Annotated in this window: 12 protein-coding genes and 1 pseudogene; 9 read left to right on the top strand and 4 right to left on the bottom strand. The window is 41.9% G+C overall.

Annotation, left to right across the window (positions count from 1 at the left end):
* Nucleotides 1–223: 223 nt before the first annotated feature.
* The 6 genes from MUO15_RS21660 (at nucleotide 224) to MUO15_RS10665 (ending at nucleotide 6,282) form a co-directional block, all read left to right on the top strand.
* On the top strand, nucleotides 224–352 hold the full coding sequence (locus MUO15_RS21660) for a hypothetical protein (protein WP_255822127.1): 129 nt from the start codon (nucleotides 224–226) through the stop codon (nucleotides 350–352).
* Between the two features lie 6 nt (nucleotides 353–358).
* On the top strand, nucleotides 359–1,870 hold the full coding sequence (putP, locus tag MUO15_RS10685) for a sodium/proline symporter PutP (RefSeq protein WP_245035764.1): 1,512 nt from the start codon (nucleotides 359–361) through the stop codon (nucleotides 1,868–1,870).
* A 145-nt stretch (nucleotides 1,871–2,015) separates the two neighbouring features.
* A complete protein-coding gene (gatC, locus tag MUO15_RS10680; protein ID WP_245035762.1) occupies nucleotides 2,016–2,306 on the top strand; it encodes an Asp-tRNA(Asn)/Glu-tRNA(Gln) amidotransferase subunit GatC in 291 nt (96 codons plus the stop codon).
* Nucleotides 2,307–2,322: 16 nt separating this feature from the next.
* Nucleotides 2,323–3,795, top strand: coding sequence for an Asp-tRNA(Asn)/Glu-tRNA(Gln) amidotransferase subunit GatA (gene gatA / locus MUO15_RS10675; RefSeq protein WP_245035760.1), 1,473 nt, complete (start codon nucleotides 2,323–2,325; stop codon nucleotides 3,793–3,795).
* Entirely contained in the window at nucleotides 3,792–5,222 is a 1,431-nt protein-coding gene (gene gatB / locus MUO15_RS10670; protein ID WP_245035758.1) for an Asp-tRNA(Asn)/Glu-tRNA(Gln) amidotransferase subunit GatB, read from the top strand. Before gatA ends, gatB begins: the two co-directional genes overlap by 4 nt.
* A gap of 127 nt (nucleotides 5,223–5,349) precedes the next feature.
* Nucleotides 5,350–6,282 carry a diacylglycerol kinase gene (locus tag MUO15_RS10665; RefSeq protein WP_245035756.1) on the top strand — a complete coding sequence of 311 codons (933 nt, stop codon included), beginning with the start codon at nucleotides 5,350–5,352 and terminating at the stop codon, nucleotides 6,280–6,282.
* Nucleotides 6,283–6,758: 476 nt separating this feature from the next.
* Here MUO15_RS10665 and MUO15_RS10660 read toward each other — a convergent pair whose 3' ends face one another.
* Together MUO15_RS10660 and MUO15_RS10655 are read right to left on the bottom strand one after the other, a co-directional pair.
* A complete protein-coding gene (locus tag MUO15_RS10660; RefSeq protein ID WP_245035755.1) occupies nucleotides 6,759–7,415 on the bottom strand; it encodes a nuclease-related domain-containing protein in 657 nt (218 codons plus the stop codon).
* Between the two features lie 255 nt (nucleotides 7,416–7,670).
* The gene (locus MUO15_RS10655; RefSeq protein WP_245035753.1) at nucleotides 7,671–8,129 is read right to left on the bottom strand and encodes a sodium:solute symporter family transporter; all 459 of its coding nucleotides are present in this window, start codon (nucleotides 8,127–8,129) and stop codon (nucleotides 7,671–7,673) included.
* A 141-nt stretch (nucleotides 8,130–8,270) separates the two neighbouring features.
* On the opposite strand from MUO15_RS10655, the gene rlmD reads away from it, so the two are divergent.
* Complete coding sequence (gene rlmD, locus MUO15_RS10650; RefSeq protein WP_245035751.1) at nucleotides 8,271–9,650, top strand: 23S rRNA (uracil(1939)-C(5))-methyltransferase RlmD; 1,380 nt, start codon at nucleotides 8,271–8,273, stop codon at nucleotides 9,648–9,650.
* Nucleotides 9,651–9,869: 219 nt separating this feature from the next.
* On the opposite strand, the pseudogene MUO15_RS10645 reads toward rlmD, so the two are convergent.
* Both MUO15_RS10645 and MUO15_RS10640 read right to left on the bottom strand, forming a co-directional pair.
* Nucleotides 9,870–10,213, bottom strand: a pseudogene (locus MUO15_RS10645) (nitronate monooxygenase); the annotation flags it as partial.
* Nucleotides 10,214–10,493: 280 nt separating this feature from the next.
* The gene (locus MUO15_RS10640; protein ID WP_245035749.1) at nucleotides 10,494–11,375 is read right to left on the bottom strand and encodes an alpha/beta hydrolase; all 882 of its coding nucleotides are present in this window, start codon (nucleotides 11,373–11,375) and stop codon (nucleotides 10,494–10,496) included.
* A 311-nt stretch (nucleotides 11,376–11,686) separates the two neighbouring features.
* Between MUO15_RS10640 and MUO15_RS10635 the strand changes: the two genes are divergently transcribed.
* Nucleotides 11,687–12,457, top strand: coding sequence for a YtvA family blue-light photoreceptor (locus MUO15_RS10635; RefSeq protein WP_245035748.1), 771 nt, complete (start codon nucleotides 11,687–11,689; stop codon nucleotides 12,455–12,457).
* A gap of 283 nt (nucleotides 12,458–12,740) precedes the next feature.
* On the top strand, nucleotides 12,741–14,000 hold the full coding sequence (locus tag MUO15_RS10630) for an MFS transporter (protein ID WP_245035746.1): 1,260 nt from the start codon (nucleotides 12,741–12,743) through the stop codon (nucleotides 13,998–14,000).
* Nucleotides 14,001–14,169 lie beyond the last annotated feature (169 nt).

The raw sequence follows: 14,169 nt of genomic DNA, 5'->3' as shown, positions 1-14,169 counted from the left end.
TAGATATCATTTATATGGTAGATTTTTTGGTATATATGTAAGGAGAATGCATATTTATACGTGACGAAAGTTATTATGATAACTTTTGCAATGTTCAGACAAATATACTATGATATAGTGGTATCTGTGTTTGGCTTTTTCCGCTTCTATGCTGTCAACACAGGCATTCTGAATTATATAAAAATTGCATAGAAGTGTATAATAAAAAATGGAGGTGACACTCATGTTTGAACTAGCTACTGCAGCAGGGCAATTTTCACTTTCAGGAGCAACATGGTTTTGGTTGTTCGTACCAATGCCTTTATTAATCGTACTATCAATTATCACACTATTTACTGGAAGGAGCGAATAACAAAACATGGGTATAGCAACGTTAATTACCTTTATCGTTTATTTGATTGGTATGCTGCTTATTGGATTTGCCGCATATCGACTAACAAGCAATTTATCTGATTATGTATTAGGTGGTCGTCGTTTAGGACCGGGGGTAGCCGCACTAAGTGCCGGCGCTTCCGACATGAGTGGTTGGCTTATATTAGGTTTACCTGGTGCTATTTATGCATCCGGTTTAGGAGCAGCCTGGATTGGAGTAGGTCTTTCCATTGGTGCGTACTTAAACTGGCAGTTTGTGGCTCGTCCTCTGCGTGTTTATACGGAGGTAGCGAAAGATTCCATTACGGTTCCCGATTTCCTTGAGAATCGTTTCCACGATAACTCCCATATCTTACGTGTTATTTCTGCATTTGTAATCCTTGTATTCTTCACATTCTACACCTCCTCTGGAATGGTTGCTGGAGCAAAGCTGTTTGAGGCTGCATTTGAGTTAAGTTATACGCAGGCTTTATGGATTGGTGCAATCGTAACAATTTCTTATACTTTCCTTGGCGGTTTCCTTGCCGTAAGCTGGACGGACTTTGTTCAAGGTATCCTTATGTTTTTAGCTTTGATTGCTGTACCAGTCGTAGCTGTATCTGAGTTAGGCGGATGGAGTGCTGCAATCGATGCTGTTGGACAAATTGACCCAGCTCACTTAAATATGGTTCAAGGCGTGGGGGCCATGGCCATTATTTCCTCTTTAGCCTGGGGGCTAGGTTATTTTGGTCAACCACATATCCTGGTGCGTTTTATGGCTCTGCGTTCTGCTAAAGATGTTCCAAGAGCCCGTTTGATCGGGACTGGTTGGATGGTTATCGGAATGTATGGTGCTATCTTAACAGGTTTATTCGGACTAGCATTCGTAGCTACACAGGATGTAAGTGGGCTTGAGAACTTTGGTGTCGAAGTAATGAGTGAGGGCGGCGTTCAAATGCTGGCTGACGCTGAGAAGATTTTCATTACATTCTCTCAACTTCTGTTCCACCCGGTTATTGCAGGTATTCTACTAGCGGCGATTCTATCTGCTATCATGAGTACAATTGATTCACAGCTGCTTGTATCATCTTCTGCACTGGCAGAGGATTTCTACAAAGCGATCTTCCGTAAAAATGCTTCAGAGCGTGAACTCGTATGGATTGGTCGTTTAGCCGTAGCAGTGATTGCACTTATAGCAGTGTTAATTGCCGGAAACCCGGATAGTTCAGTATTAGCCCTTGTATCTTATGCGTGGGCTGGATTCGGTGCCGCATTTGGTCCGACTATCCTCCTAGCGCTGTTCTGGAAAAACTTCACACGAAACGGTGCGCTTGCTGGTATCATCGTGGGTGCTGTTACTGTTATGGTATGGGGCGGCTTCTTGACCGGTGGTATTTTCAATCTTTACGAAATGATTCCAGGTTTCTTCTTGAACCTTATTGTAGCGATTGTTGTCAGTATGATGGGTACACCATCTAAAGAAGTGATAGAGGAATTTGAGGCAGCGAAACAACGTTAATCTATCTATAAAACTAGAACTTCCGACTTCGTTCGGGAGTTCTTTTTATGTTAAAATAGTAAGGGTGTGAACTAGTCCGTTTGCGTATCAAATAAACTTTTTGGTATGATCATATAATATGTGAGTTCGAAATGGAGGTAACAAGATGTCCCGTATAAGCAAAGATGAAGTAAAGCACGTAGCACACTTAGCGCGTCTTTCAATCAACGAAGAAGAAGCTGATACATTTACGAAACAGCTTGATGACATTATTACGTATGCTGAGCAGTTGAATGAGCTTGATACAGAAGGAGTGGAGCCAACCACCCACGTCCTTGACTTGCAAAATGTGATGCGTAAAGATGAACCGAAACAATGGATCTCAAAAGAAGACGCCTTAAAAAATGCACCGGATCAGCAAGATGGTCAATTTAAAGTACCATCGATCTTGGAATAGGAGGGAAGTATAAACTATGGCTTTATTTGACTATACCCTACGTGAGCTTCAAGAGAAGCTACATAACAAAGAAATTACCGTTACCGATCTTGTAGATGAATCCTACCAGCGAATCGAGGAAGTCGATGAGCAAGTGAAGGCTTTCCTGACCTTGAATAAAGAAGAGGCGCTTAATCAGGCAGCAGAGCTTGATGATAAACGCGGTGATGATGCAGCAAAGCTATTTGGTCTGCCAATTGGTGTGAAAGATAATATTGTTACTAAAGGCTTGCGTACTACAGCAGCAAGTCAACTGCTCCGTAATCTTGAAGACCCACTTTATGATGCAACAGTTGTCCAAAAGGTGAACGAAGCAAAATCAATTACAATTGGAAAATTAAACATGGACGAGTTTGCCATGGGTTCTTCTAATGAGAACTCAAGCTTCACAGCAACACGTAACCCTTGGAACACCGACTACGTACCAGGCGGTTCAAGTGGTGGGTCAGCCGCAGCTGTTGCAGCAGGTGAAGTGCCATTCTCGCTAGGTTCAGATACAGGCGGCTCGATTCGTCAGCCAGCCGCTTTTTGTGGTGTCGTAGGATTGAAGCCGACATATGGTCGTGTATCTCGTTTTGGATTAATCGCTTTTGCTTCATCACTCGACCAGATTGGACCGATTACCCGTACAGTGGTAGACAATGCCTTTTTACTGGAAACCATTGCCGGACATGACAAGATGGACTCCACTTCTGCGAATGTAGAGGTTCCTAGATATACTGAGGCTTTGACAGGTGATGTTAAAGGTTTGAAAATTGCTGTCCCTAAGGAATACCTGGGTGAAGGAGTTACTCTCGAAGTCAAGGAAGCGGTACAAGCTGCGCTCAAGAAGTATGAAGAATTAGGTGCGACATGGGAAGAAGTATCTCTGCCCCACTCGAAGTATGCGGTGTCAACGTACTATCTGCTTTCTTCATCTGAGGCTTCTGCCAACCTAGCTCGTTTTGACGGTGTCCGTTACGGTGTGCGTACCGACAATGCTGAAACGATGCTTGATATGTTCAAAAACTCACGCTCAGAAGGATTTGGTGATGAAGTAAAACGCCGGATCATGCTTGGAACCTTTGCTTTAAGCTCCGGTTATTATGATGCTTACTATAAGAAGGCTCAGCAAGTCCGTACCTTGATTAAGAACGATTTTGACAAAGTGCTTGAGGACTACGATGTCATCATTGGACCGACAACACCGACACCAGCCTTTAAAGTCGGTGAGAAAATCGATGATCCATTAACGATGTATGCCAACGACATTCTAACGATTCCAGTCAACCTTGCTGGTGTACCTGGTATTTCTGTACCATGCGGCTTATCCTCAGATGGGTTGCCAATCGGTCTGCAAATCATTGGCAGGCATTTTGATGAAAGCACAGTCTATCGTACGGCACACGCCTTCGAACAGGTAACAGACTTCCATAAACTTCGCCCGTCCCTTGGAGGTGCACAATCATGAATTTCGAAACGATTATTGGACTAGAGGTCCATGTTGAATTAAAAACAGATTCCAAAATCTTTAGCCCATCTTCCAACATGTTTGGAGATGAACCAAACTCGAACGTCAACCCGATTGATTTAGGTTACCCAGGTGTCCTTCCTGTATTAAATGAAGAAGCCGTTAATTTTGCTATGAAAGCAGCGATGGCACTTAATTGTGAAATCGCGACAAATACGAAGTTTGACCGGAAGAACTACTTTTACCCAGATAACCCGAAAGCTTATCAGATTTCCCAATTTGATCAGCCGATTGGTGAAAATGGCTATATCGACATTGAAGTGGATGGCGTGAAGAAGCGGATCGGTATTACACGTCTCCATATGGAAGAAGATGCGGGTAAATTGACTCATAGCGACGATGGATATTCGCTGGTTGACTATAACCGTCAAGGGACACCGCTCGTTGAGATTGTCTCAGAGCCTGATATTCGCTCGCCGAAAGAAGCCTATGCATACCTTGAAGCGTTAAAGAATATCATCCAATATACTGGCGTGTCGGACTGTAAGATGGAAGAAGGTTCACTACGTTGTGACGCCAACCTATCCTTACGTCCGATTGGTCAAGAGGAGTTCGGTACGAAGACAGAGCTTAAGAACTTGAATTCGTTCTCCTTTGTACAAAAAGGACTGGAGTTCGAAGAGAAGCGTCAGGAAAAAGTTCTTCTTACTGGCGGAGAAATTTTACAAGAAACGCGCCGTTATGATGAACAAACGAAAGAAACGATTCTCATGCGCGTGAAAGAAGGATCAGACGACTATCGCTATTTCCCTGAACCAGATCTTGTGCGATTACACATTGATGAAGCCTGGAAGAAGCGAATCTTCGAGCAAATTCCTGAATTGCCTGACGCAAGGAAAAAGCGTTACATTGAGGAACTTGAATTGCCAGCATATGATGCGATGGTGCTGACGAATAATAAGGAAATGTCGGATTTCTTTGAAGAAACGATTGCAAGTGATGGAGATATTAAACAAGCTTCCAACTGGCTGATGGGTGAAGTTTCAGCTTATATGAATAAGCAGCAGAAAGAGTTCAGTGACTTGGCCCTTACCCCACAATCACTTGCTCAGCTGACGAAGCTGATTGAAGATGGAACGATTTCCTCTAAAATTGCCAAAAAGGTTTTCAGCGAGCTTGTTGAAAAAGGCGGAGATCCAGAGAAAATCGTTAAAGATAAAGGACTCGTCCAAATTTCTGATGAAGGCCAGCTTAGAGAAATTATCACCAAGATTCTCGATGGTAATCAACAATCGATCGAAGACTATAAGAATGGGAAAGACAAAGCACTCGGTTTCCTTGTCGGACAGGTGATGAAGGAAACAAAAGGACAGGCGAACCCGCCGATGGTTAATAAAATCATTCTTGAAGAAATGGACAAGCGCTAAAAAGTTCCCGTTAGAAAGCACGCACTTACCATGCGTGCTTTTGCATGGTTAGAAAAAAGTATTTGCAAATTCTTGAAAAAAAGCTATGATGTAATGTGGAGCATACCTGGATGAAGGAGGGCTTACTATGCAGCGTGCCCGAATAATATACAATCCGACATCAGGAAGAGAAGTGATCAGGAAAGTCCTTCCTGACATCCTGCAACGTTTTGAACAGGCTGGCTATGAAACCTCCACACATGCAACAACATGTGCGGGAGATGCAACAAAAGCAGCGCAAATCGCCGTCGACAGAAAATTTGACGTCGTAGTTGCAGCAGGCGGGGACGGAACGATTAACGAAGTCATCAATGGCGTAGCTGAACAGCCATTCAGACCGAAGCTTGGAATCATTCCAGTCGGAACAACAAACGATTTTGCACGTGCTCTATACGTGCCGCGTAATATTCATAAAGCTGTCGATGTTATTTTAGCAGACTATTCAACACCACTTGATATCGGCCGTGTTAACGATCAATACTTCATGAACATTGCAGGCGGAGGAAAGATTACTGAACTTTCCTATGAAGTCCCAAGTAAGCTCAAGACAATGCTTGGACAACTCGCCTATTATTTAAAAGGGATTGAAATGCTTCCATCCGTGAGGCCTACCTATGTTGAAATGGAATACGATGGGAGACTGTATAAAGGTGATATTATGCTTTTCCTCGTATCCAACACCAACTCCGTAGGCGGACTGGAAAAGTTGGCACCAAAAGCGAAAATGAATGATGGTTTATTTGATTTAATGATCATAGAGAAAATGAACATTGCTGAATTTGTAAGGCTTGCTACACTCGCCATTCAAGGTACGCATTTGAACCATCCTAAATTTATTCATACCACCGCCAGTCGTGTAAAAGTGAAAACGGAAGAAAAGATGCAGTTAAACATTGATGGAGAATTTGGAGGACTCTTGCCAGGGGAATTCGTTAATCTCTACAAGCATATCGACTTTTTTGTCCCAGAAGAGAAATTCTCAGATGAGCGCATTATTGATGAAGAGCGGTCATCAGTCTAAAAGCCATCCCTGCATATAAATGTGGGGATGGCTTTTTTAGGTTTTTGCTGGGGTGAGGCGTTCAGATGAGGATTCTGAAATAACTTTCTATGATTACGAAATAAGTTGAGGTGATCTGAAATAACGCCTAATGATTCTTAAATAATGTGAAGGATTCTTAAATAAATAGCTTGGATTCTCAAATATCAGGTTTCAGCTTATATTTTCAGTCTTTCGTGCGTCCGGAAAAGCTTAGACTATTTTCTAATAAAATTCTTCTCGCTATGTATTCCGTTTTGATTTTCGCGAACTCCCGGAATTCCACATTAGAGATCTCATCCCCCACAAGAAGCTGGAAATCGCGCAACGCCGCTAAGTGAGCATTCTTCGATTTAAACCCACACCACCAGCAAACCCAGTGGTCTCGCCTACGCTCCATAGGGAACTTTTTGCATATTTGACATTGAACACCTTTTACTAAATCCTCTGTTGTCAAATTAAACTTTTCTAGAATACGGCCGCGATGAGGCGTGGTTTTCTTTTTTAAAGCGACTCGCTGCCGTCTTTATTTGTGGAAAATCCCAATACTTCCTGTTAAATACGGATGTTAGACTTGTCACGGACGAGGGGGATTGTTTCGGGCGGATGATACGCCTCTTTCGTCCTTCTGGGTCAGGTCCATGTGTCTTGATGACTGTCTTGGGATTGGTAACCACCACAAATGAGTGAGTTGGAATCTCAGGGAAATTGAATTGGTCTAGCCACATTTTAAGTTGATAACTTTGGTGTTCTACTTGTAAAAAAGGATCTGGAAATGTTTCTTTTTTGCCCTCAAAAATACGGAAAAGTTGGTGGTGTTCGAAGTCGAAGATAAGTTTTCCTCGAAAATTTTTCACTTCAAGGATGAGCAGGAAGAAAGGAGTGAGGACGAGGCAGTCAATTTGAAAGTGTTGGATACCGTCGAAGAGGCGGATGTCCTGGATAACATGGTATTCTTCTGAGTGAAGGTATTGAAGGAAATGATCGGCGGTCGTTTCTCCAGAGTGGCCGGCCGACCTTATGGAATACTGTTCTTGGACGTCGCTGCGTTTCGAGTGAGCAAGGGGTAGGCGCCCAAGTAATGATGCCAGTTGCTTGTGTTGTGTGGTCTTCATTCTTTTTTCCAAAATATATCACGCTCGCTCCAATCCTTAATAGTATTCGTCATGTTATAATCATTTCCTCTATTTTAGCGCCTAAAAACTCCTGTGACCTGAAGGGGAAACAGGGTAATGATAGTCAATATTAAGCATCTTCCATTTTTTCTTTGTACTCATCATATTCCGTTTGAACTTCTTGTGGTGGTTCTTTACCAAGAAGGGCTTACGATAATAATAGCAAGAGCGGCAAGGATGAAGCAGGGGACTAGTTCATATAATTCGAAAATGACTCCTGATAGCTTGCTTCCAGATAATGACGGTTGCTGTACCGGCAATAACCCCGGCCAGTGCACCACTTCCAGTCATGCGTTTCCAGAATAGGCTTAGAATGATAACAGGACCTAATGCAGCACCAAATCCTGCCCATGAGTAACTTACAAGCTCAAGCACCTTACTATCACGGTCATAACCTAGTAAGACAGTGAGACATGCAATTCCTAGCACGACGATTCTTCCTGTAATCATCCCTTTTTCTGACTTGCACTCTTCCCTGAAAGAATGGAGCCAAATAAAGAGATAACCATCCAGGACATACCAACGAGGCGTGCCTTTGGAATGTCTTTTGTTGATCTGATTATCATAAATCGCACGATGAAATGGGGTTGCCCAAATTAACCAAGTCCCTAGGCTAGCAATGGTACGACACTTATGAAGGTAGTGCCAGAGCAAACATTCCCCCTTTCTGTAGAAATACAATCCCCGATACAAAAAATGTGTATCATTAGATGAAGGAAAACTAGTCGCTTATGATTTTATCCCTTGATATGGTAAACTTTAAACAGCAATGATGAGAAAAGGACGGATCAAACCATGGCCAAACCAAAGCCACCCGTACAGAAAAATGAAACCATTAAACTTACATTCGAGGACCTCACCCACGAAGGCAGTGGGGTTGGAAAAGTCGACGGCTATCCCCTGTTCGTCCCCTACGGCCTTCCAGGAGAAACAGCTCAAGTCAAAGTGGTAAAAGTAAAGAAAAACTTCGGCTTCGGCAAATTGCTGGAGGTGGACAAAACAAGTGAAGACCGCGTGGAGCCCCCTTGTGACGTCTTCTACCAATGCGGCGGCTGTCAGCTGCAGCACATGAGCTACAGCATGCAGCTTGACATGAAACGCAATCAAGTGAAAAACGCCATGAAGAAAATTGGTCACTTGGAACACGTCCCCGTTCACGAAACAATCGGTATGGACGACCCATGGCGCTATCGTAATAAAATACAAATCCCTGTCGGTCAAAAAGAAGATGGCCAGCTGATGACAGGCTTTTACCAAAAGCGCAGCCATAACATTATCGACATGGACACCTGTGTCATCCAGGATGAAATGAATGACCGCATGGTAGAATCCGTACGCCGCATTGCCAGCCACCTGGGAATTGATGCGTATGACGAAGAATCCCATCGCGGTGTGTTGCGCCACATTATGGTACGTACAGGACAAGCAACGAAGGATATCATGATCATTCTCGTGACCCGTACGAAAAAACTTCCCCATAAGGATGAACTGATAGACGAATTACGTGAAACTTTTCCAAACGTGAAGTCGGTTGTTCATAATGTGAACCCTAATAAGACAAACATCATTTTAGGAAAAGAAACGACCGTTCTATGGGGCGATGAATACATTTATGACACAATAGGTGACGTCAAATTCATGATTTCACCAAAATCCTTTTACCAAGTCAACCCGACACAGACGAAGAAGCTCTATGATCAAGCATTGCAGTATGCTGACTTGCGCGGCGGGGAAACTGTGATCGATGCTTACTGCGGAATTGGAACCATCTCACTGTTTTTAGCACAGAAAGCAAAGAAAGTGTATGGAGTCGAAATTGTTCCTGAAGCTGTCACTGACGCTAAGAAAAATGCGCGTTTGAATAAGATGGATAATGCTGAATTTTACGTAGGACAAGCAGAGGAAATCATGCCGTGGTGGCGTAACCAAGGGCTGCTTCCAGACGTGATTGTTGTCGATCCCCCGAGAAAAGGCTGTGACGAGGAATTGTTGAAGGCCATGCTCGATATGGAGCCGGAGCGGATTGTTTATGTTTCCTGTAATCCTTCGACGCTTGCGCGTGATTTGCGTGTGCTTGAGGATGGGGGATATGAGACGAAAGTCGTTCAGCCAGTTGATATGTTTCCGCAGACAGAACATGTGGAGTGCGTTACCTATTTAACCCCTAAATCATAGACTTTTATAAAAGAAAAACACGTAGGTGGTCACATTTTGACCACCTACGTGTTTTTTTCTGTAGATTTAAAATAACGTCGTACTGTTTGAAACAATGTTTATATGGATTTTTGATATTTGAGGAATTTCCTTATTAGGCAATACCAGATAATGGAAGGTCAACAGGGAGGACTAAAAAAGATAAAAAAATTAACACCATGCTAAATAAGCTTCAAAGAGTAATGAAGAAATGATAATGGGGACTTTATATTTCTCACCCAGTTTTATGTCGTGTTCTAACCGTTTATTAGGCTTGTGAACAATTTGATTAGTAGCAAATGGTGCAGCTGGACGATCTAGATTTTTTGCGTTATAAGCTGCGAGCTCCTATGTAATTTCTGCCAGCCATTCATCAAGTAAGGATCCAGTTCTAGTATTCAACGCATTGATCCAACGATTCCTGCCTTACATTGCTCGATCACTAGCTTAGGGTTACTAATAATAAATAATGGCGTTCCGATTACAGGGAAACTCAAATTCTGAAGAATTGATGGTTTTCTGACATTTGTTGTTCCTCCATTCAATTTATAGGCATAAGTGCCTTATGTTATTTGTAAAAAAACTTCTCCGAAACCGGGCCTTGGGAACTGTTCGCGATATGTCTACCAGAGGTTTGCGGTATTTTTGTCCATGTATTGGTTCTTTATTTTGGATTTGCACAGGAACCCTTCGCTAACCATAATAAAGTTTTTTTTTAAATACCTAGGAATGGACGACTCGGTCACGGCTGTAAACTCAAGGGATCCTGTAAAAGAACTGTCCAAAGGGTATGTAACCGTTTAGCACCTTTTCGTGTTTCAATTTTCATAGGGATTCGACCGTTTCTTTGATTTTCCTTGCTATCAAGTTCCAAGCCTCCTCAGCTTTTGCCTTCGGGCCTAGGTGGGTAAAAGCATGGAAACAGTCTTTGAATAGCTTTTCTTGAACCATTATTCCTGCTGCCTTTAATTTCTCAGTATAAAATTCGGCTTCTGGTCTAAAAGCGTCGTACTCTGCGATGATTATAAGGGCAGAGGCTAAACGGTTACCGATATCAGCACGTACAGGGGAAGCGAGAGGATGCTCGGCTTGTTCTCTTTCAGGTACATAACACATGTTAAAAAAACTTGCGACCTGAGGGTGGCTGGAACGCCACTGATCTGGTTCTGGTTTATCTGCATGCGAGGTTACAAAATCCAGCATAGGGCAAGATAACACTTGAAGGAGTGGCTGATTTTCCCCTTTATCTTCAAGGTAAAGACAGAGAGCGGCTGCGATATTTGCACCTGAACTTTGTCCACCCACCATGACTTTTTCCGAATTAATATTCAAATCATCCGCTCTTCTCTTTATCCATTTGAGAATTTCATAGCACTGTTCAATCGGTTTTGGAAAAGGGTACTCCGGTGCTTTTGCATAATCGACATTAAGAATTACACACCCTGTCTGATTGGCCAGGAAGCGACAATAAGGGTCGTCCATCTCCTTTTCATTCATTATGAATGCTCCGCCATGGAAGTTGATGTAGACAGGGAGCTTCTCCTTTTCGGCTCCTAAAGGATAGTAAAAAGATATATAGGTAAGCTGAACGGATGTTTCAACTATGACTTCTTTTTTCATTTTTACTTGTTGTAAGGGGATCATAGGCTTCTTTTTTGCTTGATTAGGAAAGAGTCGCAGTAATTTTGCAATAGGCGTAGTGAACATAGGTGACCTCACTTTTTTTTAATCATTGTACCCTTAGGAAGCTGTGGATAATCGACTTTTAAGAATATAGAGCCTGGTCTAAATTTGAAAATTGGATAACAGCAGCAAAATGTTATTGATTGTCCTCGCTAGTATAAAAATCCAACAGAAATGACTGGCTGACCTTGTAATGTGGTCGGGCCATTTAACGGAAGAACTATATGATCTTAAAATAGCTAATGTGGGGACTATGTATTTTACTTTTGGACTATTTATTTTAAGTTTATTCCGTATTAATGCTAAGATGGTATATTGGTGGAGGGGGCTATTAGATGTTAAATAATATTAATGTAATCATTGAAGCACTTAACTACACTCGTGCTGGGGTATTAATTACGGATCCAAGTTTAGAAGATAATCCAATCGTCTATGCAAATCAAGGGTTTGTAGACATGACTGGTTATGCCCTTGAAGAAATTATGGGAAGTAATTGTCGTTTTCTACAAGGTGAAGAAACGAATATGGCTGAAGTAGATCGACTAAGAGAAGGAATTCGAAATCATGAATCTGTATTTGTAGAACTGTTGAATTACAAAAAGGATGGGACGAAGTTTTGGAACAGTCTTTCGGTTGATCCCATCTACATGGAGGAAGAAGATCGCCACTATTTTGTGGGGGTTCAACGAGACGTCACCAATCGTAAAAATATAGAGAAAAGCTATTACGAATCCGTAAAAGAAGTTAAATCTTTGGCTTTTCCCATTGTACCTTTGATGGATGATATTGCGGTTTTGCCATTAATTGGAGAAATGAGTGAAGAGCGTTTTTTAACTGTTTTTAAAGATGTATCAAGTTACGTTAGAAATGATAACATTGAAACATTAATTATTGATGTGTCAGGGTTAACCGTACTAAGGGACTTTGAGATGGAAGGAATTATTAGGCTTAAATCGGTTTTATCTTTCTTAGGAACGGAAATGCGCTTAAGTGGTATCTCAACAGAAATGGCTATACAGGCGGTTAACTTGACTGGCTTCACAAAAAAGGAAATTCGAACTGCCTCTTCTGTTAAAACCATCTTAGAGGAATTGATGGATAAATAAATTTGTTTGGGCGACGGTACTAGGGATTTATCGAAAATCAAAGAGCACTTTTTGGCAATCCCTACTGTCATTTTGCGCTATGAAACCAAGGCTGTATGGATTAAACCTACATTCCGTAGATTCCTGTTCCTTTTGCCTTTTCGGCATACATATCTTCATTCATAAAGGGCCGGCTCTTTAAGCCCGTATGTAGTACAACCTTGTTCCTCTCCACGTTTAGGTAAAATAAATGATGGTTATATAGTAATGAACAAATTGATAGCTATAGGAGAGGTAAAGGGAGATGAGCCAATCAACCAAAACACTTGGATTAATTACAGCCCCGGGGTATCCGAATTCATTAGTAAAAAGTTTAAAAAATGAACTGCCCGATTTACTTAAATACTATGTAGATGAAAAATACGAGTGGAATCTGGAACATATAGAGGACCCGCTTACTGGAGGAACGGGAAATTCATCAGAAGTAATAGGAGCCACTTTAGATAAAAAGAGTAAGGAGGAATGGGATTTTGCGATAGGCCTAACCGACTTACCGTTATTCAAAGGGAAGAAGCCAATTGTCGCCGAAGCATTTGAAGAGGAGAATGTAGCCTTAATCAGTCTTCCGGGCCTTGGGTCTACTGCCATGTACAAACGAATACGTGAATCGATTTTACAATTAGTGAATGAGATGTACTATGGAGTTTCAGATGAGGACCGAGAGCAGGCAGAACAGCGAATCCAGGCTAAAGACGATGACGCCCACGAAGAGTTGAAAAATAAAAAATCTACCAGATTAGTCGGAAAACGTGGATTTGAGATGCTGTCTCCTATTCAACGGGAAACACCGGAAGAGAATGAATCGAAGATCGATGTTCGGTTCACTATAAAGTCACGTATGAGCGGTGCTTTACGAATTTTGACAGGAATGGTGCGTGCCAACCGCCCGTGGTCTATGTTTCCAGCTTTTATGAAGGTCATCATTATTGCCTTTACGACTGGTTCATACGCTCTTGTTTTTCCGACGTTATGGAAGCTCAGTAATAGTTACAGCACATGGCGTATGTTCATGCTTTCGATCATTTGCATATTGGCCATGGTCATTTGGATCATTCTGGCACACCAGTTATGGGAAAAAAGGAACGACGGAGGAAACGATTATATAAGAAAGTTATACAATGCTGCTACTTTTTTCACGCTATTATTCACGGTAACCATGTATTACTTCATATTATTCTTCCTGTTTTCTGTAGCCGTCATCGTACTAATTCCAATGGGTATGCTGGAATCTCAGTTATCCGGAAGTATAGGATATATCAACTATTTCTACATTGCTTGGACTGCAACAAGTGTCTCCACCATCATTGGTGCGCTGGGATCTGCTCTTGAAAATGAAGAGGTTGTTCTGGCTTCTACTTATGGCTACCGTCAGCGTCAGCGTTATGAAAAGATTAAGAAATCTGAAGAAGAGAAGAAGGAGGCCAAGGAAGAGAAACAAGAGGCAGCTGAAGAGAAGCTAGAAGCAGAACAAGAGAAACAGAAAGCTGAAGAAAAGCAAACATAAGGTTGTGTTCACCTCCTCTTAATAGGTTTTATTCATGTCAAAATTATTATGTTAGATGCTGGTTATTAATTTAGGATTTAGTATTAATTTTGCATGAAAAAGCAGGGGATCCTACATGTGAGTCCTGATTAACATGTAGGATCCCTTATATCTATCAACAAAAGTGCAT

Source organism: Halobacillus amylolyticus, from assembly GCF_022921115.1.
Taxonomy (GTDB): Bacteria; Bacillota; Bacilli; order Bacillales; family Halobacillaceae; genus Halobacillus_A; species Halobacillus_A amylolyticus.
This window is presented reverse-complemented; position numbering and strand designations above follow the sequence as displayed.

Excerpts from the sequence above, each read along its gene's own strand:
- gatB (WP_245035758.1), top strand. The coding sequence starts at position 3,792 with ATGAATTTCGAAACGATTATTGGACTAGAGGTCCATGTTGAATTAAAA.
- MUO15_RS10630 (WP_245035746.1), top strand. The coding sequence starts at position 12,741 with ATGAGCCAATCAACCAAAACACTTGGATTAATTACAGCCCCGGGGTAT.
- gatC (WP_245035762.1), top strand. The coding sequence starts at position 2,016 with ATGTCCCGTATAAGCAAAGATGAAGTAAAGCACGTAGCACACTTAGCG.
- MUO15_RS10640 (WP_245035749.1), bottom strand. The coding sequence starts at position 11,375 with ATGTTCACTACGCCTATTGCAAAATTACTGCGACTCTTTCCTAATCAA.
- MUO15_RS21660 (WP_255822127.1), top strand. The coding sequence starts at position 224 with ATGTTTGAACTAGCTACTGCAGCAGGGCAATTTTCACTTTCAGGAGCA.
- MUO15_RS10635 (WP_245035748.1), top strand. The coding sequence starts at position 11,687 with ATGTTAAATAATATTAATGTAATCATTGAAGCACTTAACTACACTCGT.
- MUO15_RS10660 (WP_245035755.1), bottom strand. The coding sequence starts at position 7,415 with ATGAAGACCACACAACACAAGCAACTGGCATCATTACTTGGGCGCCTA.
- MUO15_RS10665 (WP_245035756.1), top strand. The coding sequence starts at position 5,350 with ATGCAGCGTGCCCGAATAATATACAATCCGACATCAGGAAGAGAAGTG.
- gatA (WP_245035760.1), top strand. The coding sequence starts at position 2,323 with ATGGCTTTATTTGACTATACCCTACGTGAGCTTCAAGAGAAGCTACAT.
- putP (WP_245035764.1), top strand. The coding sequence starts at position 359 with ATGGGTATAGCAACGTTAATTACCTTTATCGTTTATTTGATTGGTATG.
- rlmD (WP_245035751.1), top strand. The coding sequence starts at position 8,271 with ATGGCCAAACCAAAGCCACCCGTACAGAAAAATGAAACCATTAAACTT.